Source organism: Microbacterium sp. LMI12-1-1.1, assembly GCF_040676455.1.
In the GTDB taxonomy this organism is placed as follows: Bacteria; Actinomycetota; Actinomycetes; order Actinomycetales; family Microbacteriaceae; genus Microbacterium.
The window spans coordinates 230,247-257,115 of the sequence record NZ_JBEGIA010000015.1; the positions used below are offsets into that span (position 1 = coordinate 230,247).

Sequence of the window (26,869 nt, forward strand, 5' to 3'; positions counted from 1 at the left end):
CGCTGCTCGCCCATGCCGAGACACGCACGGCGCATCCGACAGCACCCATGCCGGATGGACCACCGGCCATAAGGTGGCTTCATGTCCACCGAGCCGCGCGCGGGGCGACCGAAGGCGTCGTCGCGCGAGACCATCGCCGAAGCGGCGTGCGAGCTGTTCCTCGAGCAGGGCTACGAGCAGACCTCGATCGCCGATATCTCCAGCCGCGCCGGAGTCAGCCGGTCGAGCTTCTTCAACTACTTCTCCTCCAAGTCCGATGTGCTGTGGGCGGGGCTCGACGAGCGGCTCGCCGCATTCGAGCGGCACCTGGGCTCGGACGAGGAGACGGCTGCCGTCGCCGACGTCCGTTCGGCGACCCTCGCCATAGCGGAGGGATTCGCGCCCGACAGCCTTGCGCTGGGCATCGTCAACGCGAAGGCGATGGGACTCGAGGCCGAGTACGAGCGCGACGCCGCCCTCCGCCGGGCGCGCGTGGCGAGGGCGGTCTCGACGCGGTTCGTCCGCGCCGGGTCGGATCGCGTGCACGCCGAGGTCGCCGGCGCTGCGTGGGGCGGGGCGGTGCTCGCCGCGGTCGAGGCGTGGGCCCACGACGGTGCCGGCCGCACCTCGCTCGCGCGCTTCCTGGCTCGTGCGGCGGACGCCGCCGAAGCCGTCGGGCCGGTGCGTGCCGGGGAGGTGCGGCAGCTGCGCGTGGTCGTCGAGGCGCCCGACTTCGAGGCCGCCCTCCGCTTCTACCGCGACGTCGTCGGGATGCCGCAGGCCGAGGCGTACGAGGCCGAGGGCGGTGCCCGCGTGGCGATCCTCGACGCCGGGCGCGCGACCCTGGAGCTGTCGAACCCGGCGCAGGTCGCGTTCATCGACCGCGTCGAGACAGACGGCGACGCCCCGAGCGACCGGATCCGGCTCGCGCTCGAGGTGGACGACAGCGCTGCCGCCGCCGAGCGCCTGGCGCACCGCGGCGCGGAGGTGCAGGCATCCGCCCGCGTCACGCCCTGGCGCTCCCGCAACGCGCGTCTGCGGGGTCCTGCAGGTCTGCAGCTGACCCTGTTCGAGGAGCTCGGACCCGAGAGCTGAATCGCCCGGGACGGCGGGTGGCGGCGGAGCGGGCGGCGTCGGCATCCGTCCCCGGTAGAATCGGGGCATCATGGCGACTTTCGGCACCCTCTCCGACCGGCTCACCGAGACCTTCCGCAACCTCCGCAAGAAGGGGCAGCTCACGCCCGCGGATGTCGATGGCACCGTCCGCGAGATCCGGCGCGCCCTGCTCGACGCCGACGTGGCGCTGCCCGTCGTCAAGGACTTCACCGCCAAGGTGCGCGAGCGCGCGCTCGGCGATGAGGTGAGCAAGGCGCTGAACCCGGCGCAGCAGGTCGTGCAGATCGTCAACGAGGAGCTCGTCGCGATTCTCGGCGGCCAGCAGCGCCGGCTGCAGTTCGCGAAGAACCCGCCGACCGTCATCATGCTGGCGGGCCTGCAGGGCTCGGGTAAGACGACCTTCGCGGGCAAGCTCGCCAAGATGCTCGAGAAGGACGGCCACACGCCGCTCCTCATCGCCGCCGACCTCCAGCGTCCCAACGCGGTCAACCAGCTGCAGGTCGTGGCCGAGCGCGCCGGTGCCGCGATCTACGCGCCCGAGCCGGGCAACGGCGTCGGCGACCCGGTCAAGGTCGCCCGCGATGGCGTCGAGGTCGCGCGTCGCCAGCAGCACGACGTCGTCATCATCGACACCGCCGGCCGCCTCGGCGTCGACGCCGAGCTCATGAAGCAGGCGGCCGACATCCGCAAGGCGACCGATCCCGACGAGGTGCTGTTCGTCATCGACGCGATGATCGGACAGGATGCCGTCAACACCGCCAAGGCGTTCCAGGACGGCGTCGACTTCACCGGTGTCGTGCTCTCGAAGCTCGACGGCGACGCCCGCGGTGGCGCCGCGCTCTCCGTCGCCTCGGTCACGGGCCGCCCGATCATCTTCGCGTCCACGGGTGAGGGCCTCGACGACCTCGAGGCGTTCCACCCCGACCGCATGGCGTCGCGCATCCTCGACCTCGGCGACATCCTCACCCTTATCGAGCAGGCGCAGCAGGCGTTCGACGAAGAGGAGGCGCTCAAGGTCGCGGAGAAGCTCGCGACCGAGCAGTTCACCCTCGAGGACTTCCTCGCCCAGATGCAGCAGATGCGCAAGATGGGCTCGATGAAGAAGATGCTCGGGATGCTCCCGGGCATGGGGTCCATGAAGGATCAGCTCGAGAACTTCGACGAGCGCGAGATCGACCGCACCGAGGCGATCATCCGCTCGATGACCCCCGCCGAGCGCCGCAACACCAAGCTCCTCAACGGATCGCGCCGGCTGCGCATCGCGCGCGGCTCGGGCATGACAGTCACGGACGTCAACCAGCTCGTGCAGCGATTCGACCAGGCCGCGAAGATGATGAAGACCGTCGCCCGCGGCGGCGTGCCGAACATCCCCGGTATGGGTCCGATCCCCGGCGCCGGCCGGCCGGGCGCCTCGTCCAAGCGCGGCAAGCAGCAGAAGGCGAAGGGCTCGCGGTCGGGCAACCCCGCCAAGCGCGCCGCCGAGAACGCGGGGATCGCGGCGCAGGACGCCGAGGCCCCGACGGGCTCGGGCTTCGGGCTCGGCGCCGGAGGAGCGAAGGGCGCCCCGACCGAGGCGGATCTCGCCGAGCTGCAGAAGATGCTCGGCCGCGGCTGACCCCGCGCTTGTCCGGGCGGCCTGCGCGCCGCCTTCGAGACTGCGCGCGGCGTGCCCGCCGCCTTCGAGACTGCGCGCGGCCTGCCCGCCGCCTTCGAGACTGCGCGCGGCCTGCCCGCCGGTGGTCGCCCTCTCTGTCGCCAGATCAGGTGATTTCGCCGAGGTAGGACGTTTCGGCGGGAAACGTCCTACGCCCGTGAAATCACCTGATTTCGCGACGGTGGAGCCCCTGGGCTATCGCCATGAGGATCGTCTCCACGACGTACTCCCACCGGAAGAACACCTGGAAGTAGTCGAAACGGAGCACGACGTAGCCGCGCAGGACGAGGCGAGCGTCGGCTTCTAGATCACGCCGGCGGTCTTGCGCCGAGCTGTGGAACTCGAATCCATCGAGCTGCACCAGAAGCGAGTCGCCAACGCGTCCGTCGATGCGGTGACCGTCGATCGTCACCTGCTGCTGGACCGGCACGCCGACCTGCTTCATGCCATGGACGAATCGCGTCTCCAGGCCGGAGTCTGAGAGCTCGCTCGCCAGCCGCGCGAACTCCGATGCAGCGCTGCTTCGCCAAGCGACGCGCTTGAGCGTCGCGGCCATCGCCTTCTTCGCTCGAATGGCGGACTCCCAGACCGCCAGAGCATCGCGTGGTTCCACGCACCTCGCGACATGGAAGAGGATGTTCACGACCGGCTCCTCCGTCATGGTCCGGCTCACGGGCGCCGGCGCGGACGCCCAATGCAATCGAACTCCCTCAGTCGCATTGCGGGATGCAGTGGCCTGAACTGCGACGTGCACCTCCGAGTGGTCCGGAACCCACAGTCCCAGCATCTCCGCACCGCTCAGGCATGTCGCTCGCCCACCCACGGAGGCAGCCTTCACGCGCCTCGCATCGGCATCCGGACGTACTAGCCACGAGCGGCGCACCCGGTGGAGATCCCCGCGGGCTACGCCATCGGCGATCTCGCGGGCGGTGTACCCGGCGACGCGCAGCTGCGACGTGTGCGAAACGCCGTGGCGCTGATCGATCCACTCTAGGAGGGACGGTCGGGTGCCGAGGTCTGCGGTGTTCACTGGTCCAGCGTCGATGGCCCTCACCTTCGGGCGCGCACAAGTGCACCGATCCGGGGATAGTGCGGCGCAGCCCCAAGTTGGGGAGGAAGCCGTGCCTGGCGTCGCGGCCTCGAGCCACGGCATCCACAGCCTCCTCGCTGTTGCGAGATCAGGTGATCTCACCGGGGTAGGACGTTTGACGGCGGAGTCTCCTGTGCTGGCGAAATCACCTGATCTCGTCACGCGCGAAGACGCGCAGGGTGGGGAGGTGTCAGTGGACGGCGGTGGTCGTGCGAATCGACGGCGGTGCGAGCGCGTCGGAGGGGAGGATGCCTGGGGTCTCAGCATCCGCTCGCCTGCCGCTGTTACGAGATCAGGTGATCTCACCGGGGCAGGACGTTTGACGGCGGATTCTCCTGTGTTGGCGAAATCACCTGATCTCGTGCCTCGGCGCGGGGTGCGTACCGACGCGTGGTCAGCGACGCCCCGCGCCTGTCGGATGCCGCTGGCGACGCCCCGCGCCCGTCGGATGCCGCTGGCGACGCCTCGCGCCTGTCGGATGCCGCTGGCGACGCCTCGCGCCTGTCGGATGCCGCTGGCGACGCCTCGCGCCTGTCGGATGCCGCTGGCGACGCCCCGCGCCGGACGGATGCCGCTGCCGCGGCATCCGTCCCCTCCGCGACGTGCTCAGGTGACGTCACAGGGGTAGGCCGCAGGCGCGGAGTAGGCCCCTGCGGAGCGACAGCGCCGGGTCAGCGGCCGAGGGTGGCCAGGTGCTCGCGCAACGTGGGGCCGGAGCGGAACTCGCCGACCAGGTGGCGCACAACCTCGCGGAGGTCGCCTTCGGCCGCGTCGGCGACGGCGAGCTGGCGCGAATAGCTCGCACCGCCCGTGAGGATGGCCTCGATGCCCGCCAGTTCGCGGGCGCATTTGAGGTCGTCGGCGATGTCGCCGATCTCTGCGAGCGTCTCGCGCAGGTGCTCGGTGACGAGGCGCTGGGTGCCGAGATGATCGACGATCACGCGTGCGTCGAGTCCGTAGCGCGCGGCGCGCCACTTGTTCTCGCGGATGAACCACGGCTGGATCGTCTCCAGCGGCAGACCCTCGTCGAGGCGTCGGGAGAAGTGCTCCACGAGCACCTGCACCAGGGCGGCGACCGCGGCGAGCTCGGGGAGCGTCGACATGCCGTCGCAGGCGCGCACCTCGATGGTTCCCCAGCGCGGCGCCGGACGGATGTCCCACCGCACCTCGGTGGCGTCCTCCATGACTCCGGTGCCGACCATGTCGTCGAGGTAGCCCTCGAACTCGTTCCAGTTCTGGAGCGGCCACGGCAGACCCGCGGTGGGCAGCTGCTGGAAGACGAGCGCGCGGTTGGAGGCGTAGCCGGTGCGCTCACCCGCCCAGAACGGGCTCGACGCCGACAGCGCCTGCAGGTGAGGCAGGTAGACGGCGAGGGCATTGATGATCGGGAACACCTTGTTGACGTCCTCCACGCCGACGTGCACGTGGATGCCCCAGATCATCATGTTGCGGCCCCACCACTGGGTGCGCTCGATGAGCTTGTGGTAGCGGGTCTTGTCGGTGACGCTCTGGTCGTACCACTGCGCGAACGGATGGCTGCCCGCGCAGAGCAGGTCGACGCCATGCGGGTCGGTGTAGGTGCGCACCTCGGCGATCGCGTCGGCGATGTCGTCGACGGCGGCGGCAACGGTGTCGCCGATGCCGCTGGTCACCTCGACGGTGTTCGTGAGCAGCTCGCCGGTGACGGTGTAGCGCTCGAGGCTGGAGCGCTCTTCGAGCGCGGCGAGGAGATCGGGGCCGCGGGGGATCAGGTCCCCGGTCGCGGTGTCGGCGAGCATGAGCTCCCACTCCAGGCCCACGGATGAGCGGTCGGATGTCGCGAAGGGCACCGTCATGGGCACAGTCTGGCACGCACGGGTCTGGACTCCGGTGGTTCGCGGCATGGTGCGTCATCTGGCAGAATAGAGGGCTGGACCACACGCTCGACCCTCTATCCAGCGTCGTGCTCCTCCTCTGAGCTCCCGCCGGGTGTGCACCCCACGCTCCAGGCGACAGGTTCGTTCGCTTTCCACACATTCAGGAGAATCGTGGCTGTCAAGATCCGTCTCAAGCGCCTCGGCAAGATCCGTGCGCCCTACTACCGCATCGTCGTGGCCGACTCGCGCACCAAGCGCGACGGCCGTGTCATCGAAGAGATCGGCAAGTACCACCCCACCGAGGAGCCCTCGTTCATCGAGGTCGACTCCGAGCGTGCCCAGTACTGGCTGAGCGTCGGCGCACAGCCGACCGAGCAGGTGCGCGCACTCCTCAAGCTGACCGGCGACTGGGGTCAGTTCAAGGGCGACAAGAACGCGGTCTCGACCGTGAAGACCCGCGACGAGAAGCCCGCGTTCGAGATCGACTCCTCGAAGAAGTCGGTCGTGAAGCCGAAGGCCGAGAAGAAGGCCGAGGCCGCCGAGGCTCCCGCCGCCGAGGCGACCGACGAGGCCGCCGCCGAGTCCGCAGAGTAATCCGTTGCTCGCCGCCGCGCTCGAACACGTCGTCAAGGGGATCGTCGATCACCCGGACGACGTCCGCATCGACTCGTCCACGTCGCCCCGCGGCGACGTGCTCGAAGTGCACGTCCACCCCGATGACCGGGGTCGCGTGATCGGGCGCGGCGGCCGCACGGCCAAAGCCCTGCGCACCCTCATCAGTGCCCTCGCCGACGGACGCCGCGTGCGCGTCGACGTCGCGGACGACTGAGGTGTCAGGCGAGAACACCGCGGGATCGGGCGCAGACGCCCGCAAGCCCGTGAATGCCGTTCCCCCCGTGGGCAAGACGCAGCTCCGTGTCGGTCGCCTCGTCAAGGCGCACGGACTCAAGGGCGCCATCAAGCTCGAGCTGTACACGGACGACCCCGAGGGTCGCTTCGTCCCCGGCGCGACGTTCACCCTGCAGGTTCCCGAGTCGTCGCCGTGGCACGGCAAGCCGCTCACGGTGCGCGAGTTCCGCTGGATGAACAGCCACCCGGTCGCCTTCTTCGAAGACGTCGACGACCGCGACGCCGCAGAGGCGCTCATCCGCGCCATCCTGTGGGTCGATGAGGATATCCAGGCCTCGCCGACCGAGGAGGACGCCTGGTTCGATCACCAGCTCGTCGGCCTCGAGGTCGTCCGTGACGGCCAGGTCGTCGGCAAGGTCGCCCGGGTGGACCACTTCCCCGCGCAGGACCTGCTCATCGTGAAGGTGCGCGACGACGAGGTGCTGGTGCCGTTCGTCAAGGCGATCGTGCCGGAGGTCGACATCGCGGCCGGGCGCGTCATCGTGACGCCGCCGGCAGGACTCTTCGAGGAGCTCCCCGAGGATGACAACGGCGACGACGCTGCGGCGGAGACGTCCGCCGACGACGCTGACGACGCTCCGGCGGGCCCGTCCGCCGACGACGCCGACACCGCTCGCTGACACCGTCTCACGCGGCGCCACCGGCAGCCGTGCGGCAGATGTGATCTGCGGGTAACACGGCGGGAAACGCCCCGGAACCTCCATCCCGGATCATCGAAGGCATGGGCGAAGTACGCACCGTGTGCTCCTACTGCGGCGTCGGCTGCGGTATCTCGGTGACGACCTCCCACGCCGGGGCGGGGCATCCGCTCACCATCGCGAAGGTCGCGGGCGACCGCGCCCACCCCACCAACGCCGGGCGGCTCTGCACCAAGGGCGCGACCCATGCGGAGCTGATGCAGGCTCCGGGGCGCATGACCTCCGCACACGTGCGCCCCGCGAGAGGGGAGCCGGCGGAACCTGTCGCACTCGCTGATGCCGTGACGGATGCCGCGACGCGCCTGCGCGCGATCCTCGACGAGCACGGGCCCGACGCCATCGCGATGTACGTGTCGGGGCAGATGAGCATGGAGGCGCAGTACCTCTCGAACAAACTCGTGAAGGGCTACCTGCGCGGCATCCACATCGAGTCGAACTCCCGCCTGTGCATGGCGTCGGCCGGCACCGGCTACAAGCAGTCGCTCGGTGCCGACGGCCCGCCCGGCTCGTACGAGGACTTCGACCACGCCGACCTGTTCTTCGTGATCGGGTCGAACACGGCGGACTGCCATCCGATCCTGTTCCTGCGGATGGCCGACCGGCTCAAGCAGGGCGCGAGGCTCATCGTCGTCGACCCCCGCCGGACCACGACGGCCGACCGCGCCGATCTCTTCCTGCAGATCGCCCCCGGGACCGACCTCGCCCTCCTCAACGGCCTGCTGCATCTGCTCGTGGAGGCCGGCGACATCGACGAGGAGTTCATCGCCGCCCACACCGAGGGCTGGGAGCACATGGCGGAGGTGCTCGCCGAGTACCCGCCTGCGCGCGTGGCGGAGCTGACCGGACTCGCCGAGGACGATATCCGCACGGCCGCCCGCTGGATCGGGGAGGCCGACGAGTGGATGACGCTGTGGACGATGGGCCTGAACCAGTCCACCCACGGCACGTGGTCGACCAACGCCATCTGCAACCTCCACCTCGCGACGGGCGCCATCTGCCGGCCGGGGAGCGGGCCGTTCTCGCTGACGGGCCAGCCGAACGCGATGGGCGGGCGCGAGATGGGCTACATGGGTCCCGGCCTTCCGGGGCAGCGTGCCGTGTTCAGCGGCCCCGACCGTGCCTTCGTCGAAGAGGTCTGGGGGCTCGAGCCCGGGTCGATCCGCGCCGAGTCCGGCGCCGGCACCATCGACATGTTCCGCCGCGCCGCCGAGGGCGAGATCAAAGCGGTGTGGATCATCTTCAGCAACCCGGTCGCGTCGGTCGCGAACCGCAAGACGGTGATCGAGGCGCTGGAGAACGCCGAGCTGGTCATCGCCCAGGACGTCTACACCGAGACCGCCACCACCGCGTACGCCGACATCCTGCTCCCCGCCACGCTGTGGGTGGAGGCCGACGGCGTCACGGTCAACAGCGATCGAACGCTCACGCTCGTGCGCGACGTGCTGCCCGCCCCGGGCGAGGCCCAGCCGGACTGGCTGACCATCTGCCAGGTGGCGCGCGCGATGGGGTTCCCGGGCTTCGACTTCGCCACGAGCGACGAGGTGTTCGACGAGATCCGTCGCTTCTGGAACCCGCAGACCGGATGGGACCTGCGCGGCGTCACGTACGAGCGGCTGCGCGAGACACCGGTGCAGTGGCCAGCGCCCCCTGGCGACGCCGCGACGCGGCATCCGATCCGCTACCTCAACGACGGGGTGAGCCAGTCGCTGCACGTCGAGGGCGACGGCACGGTGCCGCGCCTCGCCTTCGCGACCCCTTCGCGCCGCGCCCAGTTCCTGGCGCGCCCGCACCTGGCCCCCGCAGAGCTGCCGGACGACGACTACCCGTGGGTGCTCAACACCGGCCGGCTGCCGCACCACTGGCACACTCTGACGAAGACGGGCCGCGTCGCCAAGCTGGCGAAGCTGCATCCCGGCCCGTTCGTCGAAGTGCACCCCGTCGACGCCGAGCGGCACGCGATCGCGGAGGGCGACCTCGTCGAGGTCGCATCGCGCCGCGGCCGCTTCGTCGTGCCCGCGGTGCTCACCGACCGGGTGCAGCCCGGCGGCCTGTTCGCGCCGTTCCACTGGAACGACGAGCACGGCGAGTACGTGACGGTGAACGCGGTGACCAACGACGCGGTGGACCCGCTGTCGGCGCAGCCCGAGTTCAAGTTCGCCGCCGTGACGCTGCGGCGCGTGGGGCCGCCGCCAGGCGGCGCGGCGACCGGTTCCGCCGACGAGGCGCTGGCAGCCGCGGGCGTCGACCTCGCGCCGCCGGCGCTCAACGACCTCGAAGGCGCCTACCTCGCGGGATTCCTGTCGACGGTGCGCTCGGCGGTGCTCGCGCCCGGAGAGGTTCCCGTGCTGCCCGTCGAGGCGCCGCTCGGCCCGCGAGCGCGAGCGTGGTTCGATGGTGTGCTCGCCGGCGCCTTCTCGCGCACCACCGCCGGGGGTGGGATGCCGCCGGCCGCGGCACAGGACGAGGTCGTGGTGCTGTGGGGCTCGCAGACCGGCAACGCCGAGGAGTTCGCCGCCGCGGCGACCGCGGCGCTCGGCGCCCGCGGCATCCCGGCGCGTGCCCGGAGCATGGCGGAGCTGCGCGCGTCGGATCTGACCGCCGTGCGCCGGCTGCTCGTCGTCACGTCGACGTTCGGCGACGGCGGGCCGCCCGACAACGCGGCGGCGCTGTGGCACGAGCTGAACGCCGATGGCGCCCCCGAGCTCTCCGGGCTGCGCTACGCCGTGCTCGCACTCGGCGACTCGAACTACGACGACTTCTGCGGTCACGGCCGCCGACTCGATGCGAGACTCGGCGAGCTCGGAGCGACGGCTCTCCTCGAGCGCGTCGACCTCGAACCGGATGCCGACGAGCCGCGCGCGGTGTGGCTGGCGCAGATCCTCGCGACCCTCGCGGCGGAGGGTCCGGACGCCGCGAGCGGGGGCGGGGGAGCACTGGGGCTCCAGGCGCCGCCCGCCCGCCGGTTCTTCAGCCGTTCGAACCCGGTGGGTGCGACGCTGGTGCGCAACGACCTGCTCAGCGGCCCGGGTTCGCAGAAGGAGGTGCGGCGCATCGCGTTCGACCTCTCCGACACGGGCGCGCGGTACGAGGCCGGCGACTCGCTCGGCGTGGTCTGCGCCAACTCGCCCGGTGTCGTCGCGGAGTGGCTGGAGGCCACGGGGATCGCGCCGCACACGATCGTGGAGCTCGACGGCCAGGAGCGCACGTTCGTGGACGCCCTGCGCACGAGGCTCGACATCACCAAGACACCTCTCGACCTGGTCCGGTTCGTCGCGGAGCGCAGCGGCGACGGCACCCTGTCGGCGCTGCTCCGGCGCGAGAACAAGGGCCGCCTCGAGCAGTTCCTGTGGAGTCAGCAGGCGGTCGATCTCGTGCGCGACTTCCCGGTGACAGCCACCGCCGCCGACTGGGTCGGCGTGCTCAAACGGCTGCAGCCGCGGCAGTACTCGATCTCGTCGAGTCCGAAGGACGACCCCGACACCGTCGAGCTGACCGTGTCGGTCGTGCGCTTCGAGACGGAGTCGGGCCGCGCGCGCGGCGGCGTGTGCTCGACGTTCCTCGCCGACGGCGATGCCGCCTCGGCTCCCGTCTACCTGCAGCGATCGCCCGCCTTCCGGCCGCCCGCGGCCGGCGACACGCCGATGATCATGATCGGCCCGGGGACCGGCGTCGCGCCGTTCCGCGGGTTCCTGCACGATCGCCGAGCAGACGGGCACACCGGCCGCAACTGGCTCTTCTTCGGGGAGCAGCACGCCGCGACCGACTTCTACTATCGCGAAGAGCTCGAGGGGATGCGCGAGGACGGCTTCCTCACGCGCCTCGACCTCGCCTTCTCACGTGACCAGCGGCAGAAGATCTACGTCCAGGACCGCATGGTCGAGCACGGCGCGCGACTGTGGCGCTGGCTCGAGGAGGGCGCGCACGTCTATGTGTGCGGCGACGCGACGCGCATGGCAAAGGACGTCGACGCGACCCTCGTCGCCATCGCGCAGCAGCACGGCAACCTCTCGGAGGAGGCTGCGGCGGAGTACACGCGCACCCTCGCCGCCGAGGAGCGCTACGTCCGCGACGTCTACTGACGGCGCACCCGACAGCGGGGAATCGCGAAAGGGTGGATCGCTGCGCGCTGTGGCGTGCGGAGATCCACCCTTTCGCGATTCCGGACCGAAGGAGAACTCCCGCTTCGCGGATCCCGCGAGGACGCATGAAGAACGGGATGCCTCGGGGTGAGGCATCCCGTTCTGTCAGGACTCTGAGTCAGATGCGCTGCTTCGCCAGCGACGGCCGCGGGATGACATAGACGAACAGCGTGAGCAGGAGCAGCCCCACGTAGGCGGCTACGAAGCCCACGAAGGCCGCCGCGTAGCCGCCCGTCGCCAGCTGCGACGCGTTCAGCACCTGCGGCACCAGGAAGCCGCCGTACGCGCCGATCGCCGAGATCAGGCCGAGCGCCGCGGCCGACTTGCGCTGCATCTTGGCGGCGTCGGGTGTGCCCGGCGCGAAGCCCTTGGCGATAGCCCGGCCGGCGAAGATGCTGGGGATCATCCGGTAGGTGGAGCCGTTGCCCATGCCGGTAGCGGCGAAGAGCACCAGGAAGCACGCGAGGAACACCGCGAAGTTGCGCAGCGGCAGTGTCCACATGAGCGCGAGTGCCCCCAGCGCCATCACCGCGAAGGCGCCCACCGTGACCCGTGCGCCGCCGAAGCGGTCGGCGAGCCGGCCACCGTACGGGCGGGCGAGCGAGCCGACGAGCGCGCCGAGGAACGCCAGCGAGACGGCGGCCTGCCCGACCTGGATGGTCGAGAACTCCGGGAACTGGTCGGCGATGAGCTTGGGGAACACGCTCGCGAAGCCGATGAACGAGCCGAACGTGCCGATGTAGAGCACGGACATGATCCAGAGGTGCGGTTCGCGCAGGGCCGCGGCGGAGCCGCCGAAGTCGGCCTTCGCGGACGACAGGTTGTCCATGTAGCGCCACGCGCCGAACATCGCCAGCAGGATGAGCGGGATCCACATCCATCCGGCGAGCGAGATGTTGAGCGTCGCACCGGCGCCGATGGTCACCGCGATCGGGACCGCGAACTGCGCGACCGACGTGCCGAGGTTTCCGCCTGCGGCGTTGAGACCGAGCGCCCAGCCCTTCTCCTTCTGGGGGAAGAAGTAGGTGATGTTCGCCATCGAGCTCGCGAAGTTGCCGCCACCGACGCCGCCGAGCGCCGCCACGAGCAGCAGCACGCCGAAAGGCGTGTCGGGATTGCCGACCACGATGCCGAGCAGTACCGCCGGGATCAGCAGGAGGCCGGCCGACACGATCGTCCAGTTGCGGCCGCCGAAGATCGCCACCATGAACGTGTAGGGGAAGCGCAGGGTCGCGCCGACGAGGCTCGGCAGCGAGATGAGCCAGAACGACTCAGAGCTCGTGAGCTGGAAGCCCGCCGCCGGCAGCATCACGACGACGATGCTCCACAGCTGCCAGATGATGAACCCGAGGAACTCGGCGAAGATCGACCAGCCGAGGTTGCGCCGCGCGATGGCGCGACCCTCTCCGAGCCAGAACGTCGCGTTCTCGGCGTTCCACCCGTCGATCCAGCGCCCGGGGCGATGAGTGAGGGCGACCGGCGCATCGGCCGGCGAGGTGATGCTGGGCGGTGATGCGGTATCCGTCAACGACGGCGAATCGGTCGTGGTCATGGCGCCTCCCTGAGGGTGAGCAAACACGTGGGGGTGAGTGTGTCTCCACGTTAGGAACGCGGTGTTTCCGCCCGTCAGCCCGCGCGGTTACTTCTCGATCACTTCTGCGTCACCGCCGTCGCCATGCCGAGGTGGGTGCGCCGTCACACATCGGAAACACGGGGGCCTCCTAGACTCGGAGGCATGCGCGTCGACATCGTCACGATCTTCCCGACGTTCTTCGATGTGCTCGGGGTCTCGCTGATCGGCAAGGCCCGTGACCGCGGCATCCTGGACATGCACGTCCACGACCTGCGTGACTGGACGCACGACCGCCACCGCACCGTCGACGACACCCCGTACGGCGGCGGCGCGGGCATGGTGATGAAGCCGGAGCCGTGGGGCGAGGCGCTCGACGAGCTGCTGAGCGAGGATGCCGTGCTTCTGGTGCCCTCGCCCGCCGGCGAGCTGTTCTCGCAGCCCATGGCGCGAGAGCTGGCGGAGGAGAAGCACCTCGTGTTCGCGTGCGGACGCTACGAGGGGATCGACCAGCGGGTCGTGGATCACTACGCCGCGCGCGGGCGTGTGCGGCTCGTCAGCCTCGGGGATTACGTGCTCAACGGTGGCGAGGTGGCCGCGATGGCGGTCATCGAGGCGGTGTCGCGCCTCATCCCCGGCGTCGTCGGAAACCCCGAGAGCCTCGTGGAGGAGTCGCACGAGCTGGGTCTGCTCGAGTATCCGAGCTACACCAAGCCCGCCGAATGGCGGGGCCTGGAGGTTCCTCCGGTGCTGCTCAGCGGCAACCACGGGGCGATCGCCGCGTGGCGGCGGGAGCAGAGCCTCGAACGCACCCGGGCGCACCGCCCCGATCTGCTGCGGGAGCCCGAACCCGAGTCGGCGCCCTGACACGGCTCAGGCGGGTTCGATCACGTTGAGCCGGTAGCCGCGCTTGACGACCGTCTTCACGAGGTCGGGGACGCCGAGGGCCTCGCGCAGGCGTGCGACGGCCATCTCCACCGCGTGGGTGTTCTCTCCGGACCGGGGGAGGGCAGCCTGCAGGCGCGGACGTGAGACCACGCCGCCATGCGCATCGAACAGGGCCGCCACGATGTCGGTGGCGCTCCGTGACAGAGCGATGTGCCGGCCGTCCAGCACGATCCCGCCGCTGCGCAGCTCGAGCCGGCCGGCGGATGTCGGGAGGGATGCCGCTCCGCCGCCGCCGAAGTGCGTCACGACGGCGCGTACGAGGGAGCCGAGGCGGCCGCGCTCGGCGATGAGCGGGTGAAGTCCCGCATCCTGCAGCGGACCTGCCGTGATCGGCCCGACGGCGGCCATGAGTACGCGCCGCTCGGCCTCGCGCTCGACGATAGCCTCGAGCACGCCTTCGTGGCGGGCCGCGGTGATCCACTCGGCAGCACCGGGCGCGGAGGTGAACAGCACGGCGTCGACCTCGCCCGCCGCGGCTGCGACGACAGAGCGGGAGACGGCCGCGGGATCCGGAGGCGGGCCCCAGCGGTACACGGTGAGGCTCACGACGTCGGCGCCGGCACGCGTGAACAGCTCGTCGAGGCCGTCGGCGCCGGAGCCGTGGTGCTGCACGGCGACGCGTCTGCCGGCGACGCCCTCGGCGAGGAGGAACTCGCCGAGCTCGACCGACGTCTCGGACTCCGCGACCCAGTCGGCGGTCAGACCCGCCTGCTGGATCGCACCACGGGCCTTGGGGCCGCGGGCGACGATCTGCGCGCGAGTGAGCGCCGCGTGGAGGTCGTCGAGGAGCCCCGCTTCGTCGGCCGCCTCCATCCAGCCACGAAAGCCGACGCCGGTCGTCGCGACCACCACGTCGGGCTGACGTGCGATCAGCTCGCGCGTGGCTGCGATGAGGGCGTCGTCGTCGATGTGCGGCACGATCGTGAGCGCCGGCGCGTGGCGGACCTGCGCGCCGTGGCGTTCGAGGGCAGCGGCGAGCTCCGACGAACGACGGTCGACGGCGATGACGATCGTGCAGCCGTCGAGCGCGGCCGACAGGGTGGGGCGGGTGGTGGAGCTCAACGGACGGTGTCACCTGCCAGCTGGTGTTCGGGCTGCAGCAGCCCGGCACGGGCGACGTCGCCCACGACGATGACGGCGGGGTTTCGCACACCGGCACGTCCGGCATCCAACACCACCGAACCCAGCGTACTGCGCGTCGTCCGCTGATCGCGGTGGTGCCCGCGCTCGACGATCGCCACCGGGCGGTCGGCCGGCACGCCGGCGTGCAGCGCGTCCGAGACGATGCGGGGCAGCGCGCCGACGCCCATCAGGATCACGGTGGTCACGCTGTCGTCGCGGAGCGCGGCGAGCGTCGCGTCGGTGACCTCGGACGGGCCGTTGACGATGTGGACGGCGCCTGCGACACCGCGATGCGTGACCGGGATGCCGGCGGCCTGCGGCACCGCGATGGCGCTCGAGATTCCGGGCACCACGTCGAAGGGGATGCCGGCCGCCAGGCAGGCGGCGACCTCTTCGCCGCCGCGGCCGAAGACGAACGGATCGCCGCCCTTGAGCCGCACCACGCGCTTGCCGGCCCGCGCGCGAGCCACCAGGAGGTCGTTGATCTCCTCCTGCGGCACCGGGTGGTGACCGGGGTGCTTGCCGACATCGATGACCTCGACGCCCGGCCCGACATGATCGCGGATGTCGGTCGGACCGAGCCGGTCCATCACGACGACGTCCGCGCGCTGCAGCAGACGCCACGCCCGCAGAGTGAGCAGGTCGATCGGACCGGGACCGCCGCCGATGAGGTCGACGCGCCCGACCGCGGTCATCGCTCTCCCTCCCAGCGGACCAGCACGTGTCCGTCGTCCACCGCGACGGGCCAGACGTGCAGGCTCTTGGGCTCCTTGCCCTGGGTGTCGAGGCACGCGCCCGTCCGCAGATCGAAGACCTGCTTGTACATGGGGGACGCGACCGTGGGGACGTCCTGCCGTGTCCCGACGATGCCGCGCGAGATGACGTGGGCGTGACTGTACGGGTCCAGGTTCGACACCGCGTGCACGCGGCCGCCCGACCCGTCCGGTCCGTGGAGGAGGAAGAGGGCGATCTGGGTGCCGCCCAGGAGGGCGGCCCGGCCGCGCTCCACCTCGAGATCGTCGAGGGCGCACACCCGCACCCAGCCGTCGGGAGCGGTGTACTCGGCCGTCTGCGGGTCGACGAGCGTCATCGGCGCACCTCCAGTGTCGTTCCGGCGATGAGCACGCGCGAGTCGGTGCGCTCGTCCTCGGTCGCGGGTCGGGGCTGTCCGCGCTCGGCGGTGTAGGCGAGCGAGGGGTCGGGAGTGGTCGGCGCGTTCACGAAGGAGGCGAACCGACGCAGCTTCTCGGGATCGTCGAGCGTGGCCTTCCACTCGTCCTCGTAGGAGTCCACGTGCGCGGCCATGGCGGTGTCGAGGTCGGCGCAGATGCCCAGGCTGTCGTCGAAGATCACAGCGCGGAGCTCCTCGATGCCGCCGTCCAGATCCTCGAACCACGGCGCCGTCCGCTGCAGCCGGTCGGCGGTGAAGATGTAGTACATCAGGAAGCGGTCGATCGCGGTGAGAAGCTCTTCGTCGCTGAGCCCCTCGGCCAGCAGCACCGCGTGCCGCGGCGTGAAGCCGCCGTTTCCGCCGACGTACATGTTCCAGCCCGCCTCGGTCGCGATGACGCCGACGTCCTTGCCGCGCGCCTCGGCGCACTCGCGGGCGCAGCCCGAGACGCCGAGCTTGATCTTGTGCGGCGAGCGCAGGCCGCGGTAGCGCAGCTCCAGCTGCACGGCCATGCCGACGGAATCCTGCACGCCGTACCGGCACCATGTGGATCCGACGCACGACTTCACCGTGCGCAGCGACTTTCCGTAGGCGTGGCCGGATTCGAACCCCGCCTCGACGAGGCGCTGCCAGATGTCGGGCAGCTGCTCGAGACGCGCGCCGAACATGTCGATGCGCTGTCCGCCGGTGATCTTGGTGTACAGCCCGAAGTCCTGAGCGACCTGGCCGATCACGACGAGTCCCTCGGGCGTGATCTCCCCACCCGGGATGCGGGGGACGACCGAGTAGCTGCCATCCTTCTGCAGGTTGGCCATCACGTGATCGTTGGTGTCCTGCAGCGTCGCGTTCTCGCCCTCGAGGACGTGTCCGCGCACCAGCGTGGAGAGGATGCTCGCCAGCGCGGGCTTGCAGATGTCGCATCCGCGGCCGGTGCCGAAGCGCTCGATCACGGCGCTGAAGGTGGTCAGGCCCGACACGCGGACGGCGTCGAACAGCTGGCGGCGCGACATGTCGAAGTGCTCGCAGATGGCGTTGCTCAGCGCCGCACCGGACTTCGCGAGCTCCGTGCCGACGATCTTCTTGACCATCATCACGCAGGAGCCGCAGGCGGCTCCCGCCTTCGTGCACGCCTTGATCCCGGCGACGTCGGTGCAGCCCTCCTCGTGGACAGCATTGCGGATCCGGCCGGCGGTCACGCTGTTGCACGAGCACACGAGCGCGTCGTCGGGAAGATCCCCGGTGGGAGCCGCGACGCCGCCCTCGGGCATGAGGTAGGCAGCCGGGTCGCCGCCGAGCGCACCCCCGACGAGGGGCCGCAGCGAACCGTAGGCCGAGGCGTCGCCGACGAGGATGCCGCCGAGCAGGGTCTTGGCGTCGTCCGAGAGCACGAGCTTCTTGTAGACGCCCGCCACCGGGTCGGCGTACGTCACATCGAGGGCGCCGGGAGTCTCGGCGAAGGCGTCGCCGAAGCTCGCCACATCGACGCCCGACAGCTTGAGCTTCGTCGACAGGTCGTAGCCGGGGAAGGACGCCTCGCCGCCGAGCAGACGGGTCGCGGCGACCTCCGCCATCGCGTAGCCGGGTGCGACCAGTCCCACGCACATGCCGTCGTAGTTGGCGACCTCGCCGATCGCGAGGACCCGCGGGTCGGAGGTCTGGCACCCGTCGTCGATCAGCACGCCGCCGCGCTCGTGCACGTCGAGACCGGCACTGCGGGCCAGTTCGTCGCGCGGCCGCACCCCGACCGTGAACACCACGACGTCGGTGCGTGCATAGGAGCCGTCGCGGAACTCGAGGCCGGTCACCTGACCCGACCGGTCAGGGTCCAATCGGGTCGTCACCGTCTCGGTCTTGACGGCGATGCCGCGCGACTCGATGAGTCGACGGAGCGCATTGCCGCCGGGCAGATCCAGCTGGGCGGACATCAGACGGTCGGAGGACTGCACCACGGTGCAGGCGACGTCGAGACCCTGCAGTGCACCGGCCGCCTCGAGCCCGAGCAGCCCGCCGCCGATCACCGTGCCTGCGAGCGGTCGCCCAAGTTCGGCCGAGCGTCGCTGCACGAACTCCTCGAGCTTCTCGACGTCGTCGAGCGTGCGGTAGACGAAGCAGCCCTCCAGCCCGAAGCCGTCGACAGCGAGCCGTGCGGCGTAGGAGCCGGTCGCGAGCACGAGCCGGTCGTAGGCGACACTCGTGCCGCTGCGCGTGGTCACGCGGCGCGCCGAGCGATCGATGCGGGTCACGGCGTCCCCGCGGAGAAAGCGCACCCGGCTGTCCTCGAGGACGGTGCGCTCGAGCTCGAGATCCTCGGCGGACGCCCCGGCGAAGAACCCTGTCAGCCCCACCCGGTCGTACGGGTGACGCTGCTCCTCGCCGATCAGCGTGATGTGCCACTGCTCGCCGGCCCGGCTCAGCAGGCTCTCGACGAATCGGTGCGCGACCATGCCCGCACCGACGACCACCACATGGGTGCCGAGGGCAGGGGTGTCGTTCATGTCGTCACCGTACGCGGCTGATGTTGCAGCAGCGTCAGCGTCATGTTTCCAGCTGTCGACACGATCCCGGTGGGCCATGGCTCCTCCTCGTGGGGCGAAGATCTCGGTGATCCAGACGTTACGAGGGCGGTGTTTCACCCCCCGACCGCCCACCGTTACCCCGAGCGAACGTTTCTCTCACAGCCCGGGCGGCAGAGGTGTGAGAACGGCAGGCCCGCCGCACGCATACCGGCCGCCGACACTGGGCGCCACCCCGAACCTCCGTTCCCCCGCGCCCGCTAGGGTGAAGGCCCCGCCGAAATGGAGGTCGCATGCAGATCTGGCCCGGTTCCCCGTACCCGCTGGGGGCGACGTTCGATGGCAGCGGAACCAACTTCGCGCTCTTCAGCGAAGGCGCCGATCGCGTCGAGCTCTGCCTCTTCGACGATGACGGCACCGAGACCCGCGTCGACCTCGTCGACGTCGACGCCTTCGTCCATCACGGGTATCTGCCTTCCATCCAGCCGGGACAGCGCTACGGCTATCGCGTGCACGGCGAATACGACCCGGCCACGGGCAAGCGGTTCAACGCGAACAAGCTGGTGCTCGACCCCTACGCCAAGGCGGTGGAGGGTCAGGTGCGCTGGGGTCAGGCCGTGTTCGGCTACGACTTCGGAGAGCCCGACTCGCGCAACGACGAGGACTCCGCGTCCCACCAGATGATGGGCGTCGTCGTGAACCCGTACTTCGACTGGAGCGGCGACCGGCAGCCCAAGACGCCGTACGCGGAGTCGTTCATCTACGAGGCCCACGTGCGAGGGCTCACGAAGCTGCACCCGGCGATTCCCGAGGAGATCCGCGGCACCTACAGCGCGATCGCGCACCCCGCGATCATCGAGCACCTCGAGAAGCTCGGCGTGACGGCCATCGAGCTCATGCCGGTCCACCAGTTCGTCAACGACTCGGGCCTCGAGGAGAAGGGCCTCTCGAATTACTGGGGCTACAACACCATCGCGTTCTTCGCTCCGCAGAACACCTACTCCTCGAGCGGCCAGCGCGGCCAGCAGGTGCAGGAGTTCAAGGCCATGGTCAAGGCCCTGCACGCCGCGGGGATCGAGGTGATCCTCGACGTCGTGTACAACCACACCGCTGAGGGGAACCACCTCGGCCCGACGTTGTCGATGCGCGGCATCGACAACGAGGCGTACTACCGTCTCGAAGACGACGACAAGCGCTACTACACCGACTACACGGGGACCGGGAACAGCCTCAACGCCGGCAACCCGCACACGCTGCAGCTCATCATGGACTCGCTGCGGTACTGGGTGCTCGAGATGCACGTCGACGGCTTCCGCTTCGATCTCGCCTCCACGCTCGCGCGCGAGTTCTACGAGGTCGACCGCCTGTCGACCTTCTTCGAGCTGGTCCAGCAGGATCCCGTGGTGTCGCAGGTGAAGCTCATCGCCGAGCCGTGGGACGTCGGCCCCGGCGGCTATCAGGTCGGCAACTTCCCGCCGCAGTGGACGGAGTGGAACGGCAAGTACCGCGACACGGTGCGCGACTTCTGGCGGGGCGAGCCCGCGACCCTCGGCGAGTTCGCGTCGCGACTCACCGGCTCGTCGGACCTCTACGAGCACTCGGGGCGCCGGCCGGTGGCATCCATCAACTTCGTCACCGCGCATGACGGCTTCACCCTGCGTGACCTCGTCTCGTACAACGAGAAGCACAACGAGGCAAACGGGGAGGACAACCGCGACGGCGCCGACGACAACCGCTCGTGGAACTGCGGCGTCGAAGGGCCGACGGACGATCCGGACGTGCTGGCGCTGCGCGCCCGCCAGCAGCGGAACTTCATCGCCACGCTGATGCTGTCGCAGGGCGTGCCGATGCTGCTGCATGGGGACGAGCTCGGCCGCACTCAGGGCGGGAACAACAACGGTTACGCGCAGGACAACGAGATCACATGGGTGGACTGGTCCGCGCCCGACCAGCCGCTCCTCGAGTTCACGGCGGCTCTGGCGCGGCTGCGCCGCGAGCACCCGACGTTCCGTCGCCGTCGCTTCTTCGATGGGCGCCCGGTGCGCCGCGAAGAGGGGGCGCCGATCCCCGACATCGTGTGGGCACGTCCTGACGGTTCGCAGATGCAGCCCGAGGACTGGGGCTCGGGGTTCGGTCGTGCTGTCGCGGTGTTCCTCAACGGCGGCGGCATCCGTGAGCGCGACCGCCGGGGCGAAGCGATCTCGGACCGCCACTTCATCGTGCTGTTCAATGCCGGAGACGACTCCGTCGACTTCCTGATCCCGGCCGTCGAGTTCAGCCCGGAGTGGGACGTGATCGTCGACACCGCGGGGGTTCACGCCAACACCGAGCCGATCGAGCCCGGGTCGACCCTGGCGGTTCCCGCCCGGTCGCTGATGGTGCTGCGAGAGCACGAGCTGCCCGAGCCCGAGGTCGACCACTCCGTGGCGGCGTCGCTCGCGGCCGCGAATCCGGTCGGACCCGACGAGGTGCGCTCAGCCGCCCCGCGCGCAGAGCTCCGCCACTGAGAGGATCCGAAGAGCCATGCCGACGTCGCGACCCGCGTCCACGTATCGTCTGCAGATCCGTCCGTCGTTCACACTCGATGACGCCGTCGCGCTCCGCGAGTACCTGAGCGATCTCGGCGTCGACTGGGTGTACTTCTCGCCCCTCCTCACCGCTTCCCAGGGATCCGACCACGGCTACGACGTCGTCGATCCGACGTCTGTCGATCCGTCTCGAGGCGGCAGGGCGGCGCTCGAGCGCGCGGCGCACGCCTTCCACGGGGCCGGCCGGGGCATCCTGGTCGACATCGTCCCGAACCACGTCGGCGTCGCGCGCCCCGATGAGAACCCGTGGTGGTGGGATCTGCTGACACACGGTCGCCGGTCGCGCTGGGCTACGGCCTTCGACATCGACTGGGACTTCGGCGGCGGAAAGGTGCGGCTGCCGGTCCTCGGCGAAGACGCCGCGCAGGCTGCGGCAGCCGGCACGCTCCGCGTCGAGGACGGCGAGCTCCGCTACTACGACCACCGGTTCCCGCTCGCGCCGGGCAGCACGCGATCCGACCCTGAGGACGTGCTGGCCGTGCACGCGCGGCAGCACTACGAGCTCATGTCGTGGCGCCGAGAAGCGTTCGACCTCAACTACCGCCGGTTCTTCGGCGTCTCGAGCCTCGCAGCGATCCGTGTCGAGGACCCGGAGGTGTTCGAGGCGAGCCACGGCGAGATCGGCAGCTGGTTCGCCGACGGCCTGGTCGACGGCCTGCGGGTGGATCATCCCGATGGTCTGCGTGCCCCGGTGGAGTACCTGGAGCACCTCGACGCGCTCACCGGCGGCGCCTACGTCCTCGTGGAGAAGATCCTCGAGCACGGCGAGACATTGCCGCAGTTCTTCGCCGCCGACGGCACGACGGGCTACGAGGCGCTCGCGGCCATCGACCGCGTGCTCGTGGATCCCCGCGGCGAAGCGCACCTGGACGCCCTCGACGCACGGCTGCGCGAGCATTCGCGCCTGCCCGCCGCGCAGCCGTGGCCCGAGGTGATCGCGGCCACGAAGCGGGGGATCGGCGAGGGGATCCTGCGCTCCGAGGTGCGTCGGCTCGCCCGTGACCTCGGAGCGCCCGACGACGCCGCGACCGAGGACGCGCTCGTCGAGCTCCTCGCACGCTTCCCGGTGTACCGGTCGTATCTGCCGGCGGGCCGCGAGCACCTGGACGCGGCGGCCGCCGCCGCCCGCGCGCACCGCGCCGACCTGGCTGCGACGCTCGACGCCGTGCTCCCGGCGCTCGCCGACCCCCGGCATCCCGCCGCGCTGCGCTTCCAGCAGACCAGCGGCATGGTGATGGCGAAGGGGGTGGAGGACACGGCGTTCTACCGCGCGACGCGTCTCGGGACGCTCACCGAGGTCGGCGCGGATCCCTCCGTGTTCGCGCTGTCGGTCGATGAGTTCCACGCCGCCCAGGCGGCTCGGCACGCCGCCTGGCCGCACTCGATGACGACCCTCTCGACGCACGACACCAAGCGGGGCGAAGACGTGCGCGCGCGGCTCGCCGTGCTCTCCGAGATCCCCGAGCGGTGGGGCGAGGTGCTGGAGGGACTGGCGGATGCCGCCTCCACCGGCCACGGACCCTTCGACGCGCTGCTGTGGCAGGCCATCGTGGGTGCCTGGCCGGCATCCCGTGAGCGCCTGCACGCGTATGCCGAGAAGGCGGCGCGCGAGGCCGGCGAGGCCACCTCGTGGCTGGAGCCGGACGCGGGGTTCGAGCGCCGCCTCCACGCGGCGGTCGATGCGGCATTCGACGACCCCGCGGTGGCGGCGCGCCTGGAGTCCTTCGTCTCCGAGATCGAGGGCGCCGGCTGGTCGAACGCGCTGTCGGCGAAGCTGCTGCAGCTCACCGGTCCGGGTGTCCCCGACGTCTATCAGGGCAGCGAGCTGTGGGAGCAGAGCCTCGTCGACCCCGACAACCGCAGGGCCGTCGACTTCGACGAACGCCGCCGGCTGCTGTCGCGCATCGACGCGGGTGAGCAGCCGATCGTCGATCGGAGCGGAGCGGCGAAGCTGCTCGTCACCTCTCGCGCCCTGCGGCTGCGTCGCGACCGCCCCGACCTGTTCACGCGCTACACGCCGATGACGGTGGTCGGCTCCGCCGCCGAGCACGCGATCGCGGCCGACCGCGGCGGCGCGGTGGCGGTGGCGACGCGCCGCCCGGTCGGACTGGCGCGCCGCGGTGAGGCGACCGGATCCACGTGGGGCGACACGGTCCTGCTGCGGCACGCCGGACCCACCACCGACGTGCTCACCGGGCGGTCGTTCACCGGCCACATCGCGTTGGCGGAACTGCTCGACGTCTATCCCGTCGCGCTGCTGATCACGGCGGAGCCGTCATGATGCCCGACGTCTGGGCTCCGCGGGCGACGACGGTGGCGCTCCGCGCGCCCGGGCGGGGTGCCGACACGCCGATGACTCACGTCGGCGAGGGCTGGTGGCGCGCCGGCGTCGAGCTGGAGCACGGCGACGAGTACGGCTTCGTCCTGGACGACGCGACGGTGGCACGGCCCGATCCGCGATCACGGCGCCAGCCTCGCGGCGTGCACGAGCTGAGCGCCGTCTTCGAGCCCGGCATCCACGAATGGAACGACGGCTCGTGGACCGGGCGGCAGCTCGCCGGGGGAGTGGTCTACGAGCTGCACATCGGCACCTTCACGCCCGAGGGGACATTGGATGCCGCCGCCCGGCGGCTCGGGCACCTCGTCGAGCTCGGCATCGACTTCGTCGAGCTGCTGCCGGTCAACGGCTTCAACGGCGTGCACAACTGGGGCTACGACGGCGTGCTCTGGTACGCGGTGCACGAGCCGTACGGAGGTCCGGCCGCTTATCAGCGCTTCGTCGACGCGTGCCATGCGGCCGGGCTCGGCGTGATCCAGGACGTCGTATATAACCACCTCGGCCCGAGCGGCAACTATCTGCCCGAGTTCGGACCGTACCTGCGCGACGCGGAGTCGAACACCTGGGGGTCCTCCGTCGACCTCGACGAAGCCGAGGTCCGTCGCTACATCGTCGAGAACGCGCTGATGTGGCTGCGCGACCACCACGTCGACGGCCTGCGGCTCGACGCCGTGCACGCCCTGAAGGACGACGGCCCCGTCCACATCCTGCAGGAGCTCGCGGAATCGGTCGACGCGCTCAGCGCTCACCTCGGTCGGCCGCTCACGCTGATCGCGGAGTCCGACCTGAACGACGCCCGGCTGATCTCGGCGCGCGAGGCCGGCGGATACGGGCTCACGGCGCAGTGGAACGACGACTACCACCACGCGCTGCATGTCGCCCTGACAGGAGAGACCACCGGCTACTACGCGGACTTCGCCTCCCTGGAGGCGCTGGCGAAAGCAGCCACGCGGGGCTTCTTCCACGACGGCACGTGGTCGTCCTTCCGCGGTCGCGCGCACGGTCACCCCATCGACGCGCGCATCCCCGCCTGGCGGCTGGTGACGTTCTCGCAGGACCACGATCAGATCGGCAACCGGGCGGCCGGCGACCGCCTCGCCCAGACGCTCGACGAAGGCGGTCTCGCGATCGCCGCGGTCCTCACGGTGCTCGCACCGTTCACGCCGATGCTGTTCATGGGCGAGGAATGGGCGGCCTCCACGCCCTGGCAGTTCTTCACTTCGCACCCCGAACCCGAGCTGGGCGCGGCCACCGCCCGCGGCCGCAAAGCGGAGTTCGCCCGCATGGGATGGGACGAGTCCCTCGTTCCGGATCCGCAGGATCCCGAGACCTTCCGGCGCTCCGCCCTGCGCTGGGAGGAGAAGGATGCCGGCACCCACGCGCGTGTGCTTGCTCTGTACCGGGAGCTCCTCGCGCTGCGACGGGCGCGCCCTGAACTCACCGACCCCGACTTCCGCCACATCGCGGCCACGGCCGACGACGGCGCGCGCTGGTTCCGGCTCGAGCGCGGCAGCACAGAGATCGTCGTGAACTTCTCGACCGAGCTCCTGCGCCTGCCGGTGAGCGGCGCGCGGCGGATACTGCTGTCGACCGATCCGGCAGCGTCGGCCGCGGAGAAGACGCTCGCGCTGCCGCCGCGCTCAGCGCTGGTCGTCGCGACCGGGACGGATTGAGGTCAGCGGACGCCGAGCCACGAACGGTCCGAGAGCACGATCGGGCCGTCCTCGGTGATCGCGACGGTGTGCTCGGAGTGGGCGCCCCGCGACCCGTCGGCCGAGCGCAGCGTCCACCCGTCCGGGTCGGTGATGAGCTCGTCGGTCGTCTGCAGGAACCACGGCTCGAGGGCGAGCACGAGCCCGGCCCGCAGCGGGTAGCCGCGCCCGGCCTTGCCGTCGTTGGCGACGTGCGGGTCGCCATGCATCTCACGACCCACGCCGTGCCCGCCGAAGTCCGTGTTGATGGAGTAGCCGTCGCCGTGGGCGACGGCGGCGATGGCCGCGGAGATGTCGCCGATGCGGTTGCCCACCGTCGCCGCCGCGATTGCGGCATCCAGCGCCCGCTCCGTCGTGTCGATCAGCGCGAGATCCTCGTCACGCGGTGTGCCCACGACGAACGAGACGGCGGAATCGGCCACCCAGCCGTCGATCGACACGGCGAAGTCGAGCGACACCAGATCCCCGTCGCGCAGTGTGTAGTCGAAGGGCAGTCCGTGCAGCACCGCGTCGTTGACCGAGGTGCAGATGACCTTGCCGAAGGGGCGGGCGCCGAACGACGGGTGGTAGTCGATGTAGCACGACTCGGCGCCGGCCCGGCGGATCAGCTCGTGGGCTCGGCGGTCGATCGCCAGGAGGTTCGTGCCCACCTTGGTCTCGTCGCGCAGCGTCGCGAGCGTCTCGGCGACGAATCGCCCGGCGGGCTTCATCGCCTCGATCTCGGCAGGGGTGCGCAACTCGATCATGTGGAGCTTCCTCTCAGTCCTCCTCCATTCTGTCGGACTCGGCACCACCGGGCTGGGAGGATGCCCCGTGGCACGCGGAACCGCGCCGTCACCCGCATCGTCGGCGTACCATCAGAGGCATGTGGCTGCGTCGCGTGTTCTTCGGCTGGCTCATTCCGGCGGCCTTCCTGCTGCCGCTGTGGCTCTTCGTCGGGTGGGCCGTCTTCAATGCGGGCGGCTGGGCGTTCCTCTGGGTGCTGTTCCTCGCGATCCCCGGCGTGTTCGTCTGGCAGCTGATCCTCACGCTCCTGGTGCGGGCGCGCGGTACGGTCCGCGCCCATCGTGCCGTCTCGTGGTGGGACGTCCTCGGGTTCACCGTCTGGCACGGGCTCGTGATCTCGCTCGGCTTCTTCGCCGAGGCCTGGTGGGCTCCGGTGATGGTCGTGACGATCCTGGCCGGTGTCGGGTTGTTCTGGCTCGAGCTGTGGCAGCTGTGGAGCGAGGCCCGGCCGTCGCGATTCGTCCTGCGCACAGCCGACGGCGTCGCCTACATTCCGGCGCCGGCCGACGAAGGGTACGTCGCCGAGCGCGACGTCATCATCATCTCCGAGAAGCAGACGCCGCCCGCGAGCTGACGCGTTTTGGCCGGGTGCGGCATCCATGGCAGAATGGTTGTTTGTGCCCTGACCGGTTCTGCCTCAGGGGAATCAGCTGAACGGCGTCACGCCGGAGGCCTGCGGC

Annotated in this window: 19 protein-coding genes; 11 read left to right on the forward strand and 8 right to left on the reverse strand. The window is 70.5% G+C overall.

Annotation, left to right across the window (positions count from 1 at the left end; translation table 11 throughout):
* Window positions 1-81 precede the first annotated feature (81 nt).
* Both MRBLMI12_RS15060 and ffh read left to right on the forward strand, forming a co-directional pair.
* Window positions 82-1,074 carry a TetR family transcriptional regulator gene (locus MRBLMI12_RS15060; protein ID WP_363357216.1) on the forward strand — a complete coding sequence of 331 codons (993 nt, stop codon included), beginning with the start codon at window positions 82-84 and terminating at the stop codon, window positions 1,072-1,074.
* A gap of 70 nt (window positions 1,075-1,144) precedes the next feature.
* Entirely contained in the window at window positions 1,145-2,710 is a 1,566-nt protein-coding gene (ffh, locus tag MRBLMI12_RS15065; RefSeq protein ID WP_363357217.1) for a signal recognition particle protein, read from the forward strand.
* 202 nt (window positions 2,711-2,912) lie between these two features.
* Here ffh and MRBLMI12_RS15070 read toward each other — a convergent pair whose 3' ends face one another.
* Window positions 2,913-3,305, reverse strand: coding sequence for a DUF559 domain-containing protein (locus MRBLMI12_RS15070; RefSeq protein ID WP_363357218.1), 393 nt, complete (start codon window positions 3,303-3,305; stop codon window positions 2,913-2,915).
* Window positions 3,306-4,510: 1,205 nt separating this feature from the next.
* Window positions 4,511-5,674, reverse strand: a complete 1,164-nt coding sequence (locus MRBLMI12_RS15075) for a glutamate--cysteine ligase (RefSeq protein WP_363357219.1) — start codon at window positions 5,672-5,674, stop codon at window positions 4,511-4,513.
* A gap of 192 nt (window positions 5,675-5,866) precedes the next feature.
* Between MRBLMI12_RS15075 and rpsP the strand changes: the two genes are divergently transcribed.
* The 4 genes from rpsP to MRBLMI12_RS15095 all read left to right on the forward strand — a co-directional run bounded on the left by rpsP (window position 5,867) and on the right by MRBLMI12_RS15095 (window position 11,381).
* Window positions 5,867-6,289 carry a 30S ribosomal protein S16 gene (gene rpsP, locus MRBLMI12_RS15080; RefSeq protein WP_349427318.1) on the forward strand — a complete coding sequence of 141 codons (423 nt, stop codon included), beginning with the start codon at window positions 5,867-5,869 and terminating at the stop codon, window positions 6,287-6,289.
* A 4-nt stretch (window positions 6,290-6,293) separates the two neighbouring features.
* Complete coding sequence (locus tag MRBLMI12_RS15085) at window positions 6,294-6,524, forward strand: RNA-binding protein (RefSeq protein ID WP_045276246.1); 231 nt, start codon at window positions 6,294-6,296, stop codon at window positions 6,522-6,524.
* Window positions 6,525-6,573: 49 nt separating this feature from the next.
* A complete protein-coding gene (gene rimM / locus MRBLMI12_RS15090; RefSeq protein WP_363357632.1) occupies window positions 6,574-7,224 on the forward strand; it encodes a ribosome maturation factor RimM in 651 nt (216 codons plus the stop codon).
* 101 nt (window positions 7,225-7,325) lie between these two features.
* Window positions 7,326-11,381 (forward strand): bifunctional nitrate reductase/sulfite reductase flavoprotein subunit alpha, encoded by a 4,056-nt coding sequence (locus MRBLMI12_RS15095; RefSeq protein ID WP_363357220.1) that lies wholly within the window; start codon window positions 7,326-7,328, stop codon window positions 11,379-11,381.
* A gap of 178 nt (window positions 11,382-11,559) precedes the next feature.
* Here the strand turns inward: MRBLMI12_RS15095 and MRBLMI12_RS15100 are convergent, their stop codons facing one another.
* Window positions 11,560-12,993 (reverse strand): MFS transporter, encoded by a 1,434-nt coding sequence (locus tag MRBLMI12_RS15100; protein WP_363357221.1) that lies wholly within the window; start codon window positions 12,991-12,993, stop codon window positions 11,560-11,562.
* 183 nt (window positions 12,994-13,176) lie between these two features.
* Between MRBLMI12_RS15100 and trmD the strand changes: the two genes are divergently transcribed.
* A complete protein-coding gene (gene trmD, locus MRBLMI12_RS15105; protein ID WP_363357222.1) occupies window positions 13,177-13,878 on the forward strand; it encodes a tRNA (guanosine(37)-N1)-methyltransferase TrmD in 702 nt (233 codons plus the stop codon).
* 6 nt (window positions 13,879-13,884) lie between these two features.
* Here the strand turns inward: trmD and MRBLMI12_RS15110 are convergent, their stop codons facing one another.
* Genes MRBLMI12_RS15110 through nirB form a run of 4 tightly spaced genes read right to left on the reverse strand, consistent with a single transcriptional unit; the run spans window position 13,885 to window position 18,747 of the window.
* Window positions 13,885-15,021 (reverse strand): uroporphyrinogen-III synthase, encoded by a 1,137-nt coding sequence (locus MRBLMI12_RS15110; RefSeq protein ID WP_363357223.1) that lies wholly within the window; start codon window positions 15,019-15,021, stop codon window positions 13,885-13,887.
* Entirely contained in the window at window positions 15,018-15,776 is a 759-nt protein-coding gene (cobA, locus tag MRBLMI12_RS15115) for a uroporphyrinogen-III C-methyltransferase (RefSeq protein ID WP_363357224.1), read from the reverse strand. Before cobA ends, MRBLMI12_RS15110 begins: the two co-directional genes overlap by 4 nt.
* Window positions 15,773-16,171, reverse strand: coding sequence for a nitrite reductase small subunit NirD (gene nirD / locus MRBLMI12_RS15120; RefSeq protein WP_308867017.1), 399 nt, complete (start codon window positions 16,169-16,171; stop codon window positions 15,773-15,775). The genes cobA and nirD overlap by 4 nt, the downstream gene beginning before the upstream one ends.
* On the reverse strand, window positions 16,168-18,747 hold the full coding sequence (gene nirB, locus MRBLMI12_RS15125) for a nitrite reductase large subunit NirB (RefSeq protein WP_363357225.1): 2,580 nt from the start codon (window positions 18,745-18,747) through the stop codon (window positions 16,168-16,170). The genes nirD and nirB overlap by 4 nt, the downstream gene beginning before the upstream one ends.
* 311 nt (window positions 18,748-19,058) lie before the next feature.
* On the opposite strand from nirB, the gene glgX reads away from it, so the two are divergent.
* Genes glgX through treZ form a run of 3 tightly spaced genes read left to right on the forward strand, consistent with a single transcriptional unit; the run spans window position 19,059 to window position 25,364 of the window.
* The gene (glgX, locus tag MRBLMI12_RS15130) at window positions 19,059-21,272 is read left to right on the forward strand and encodes a glycogen debranching protein GlgX (protein ID WP_363357226.1); all 2,214 of its coding nucleotides are present in this window, start codon (window positions 19,059-19,061) and stop codon (window positions 21,270-21,272) included.
* 16 nt (window positions 21,273-21,288) lie between these two features.
* On the forward strand, window positions 21,289-23,634 hold the full coding sequence (gene treY, locus MRBLMI12_RS15135; protein WP_363357227.1) for a malto-oligosyltrehalose synthase: 2,346 nt from the start codon (window positions 21,289-21,291) through the stop codon (window positions 23,632-23,634).
* Complete coding sequence (treZ, locus tag MRBLMI12_RS15140) at window positions 23,631-25,364, forward strand: malto-oligosyltrehalose trehalohydrolase (protein ID WP_363357228.1); 1,734 nt, start codon at window positions 23,631-23,633, stop codon at window positions 25,362-25,364. Before treY ends, treZ begins: the two co-directional genes overlap by 4 nt.
* Window positions 25,365-25,366: 2 nt before the next feature.
* Here the strand turns inward: treZ and map are convergent, their stop codons facing one another.
* On the reverse strand, window positions 25,367-26,149 hold the full coding sequence (gene map / locus MRBLMI12_RS15145; protein WP_349427329.1) for a type I methionyl aminopeptidase: 783 nt from the start codon (window positions 26,147-26,149) through the stop codon (window positions 25,367-25,369).
* Between the two features lie 119 nt (window positions 26,150-26,268).
* Here map and MRBLMI12_RS15150 point away from each other — a divergent pair, with 119 nt between their 5' ends.
* On the forward strand, window positions 26,269-26,763 hold the full coding sequence (locus MRBLMI12_RS15150) for an MFS transporter permease (protein ID WP_349427330.1): 495 nt from the start codon (window positions 26,269-26,271) through the stop codon (window positions 26,761-26,763).
* Window positions 26,764-26,869 lie beyond the last annotated feature (106 nt).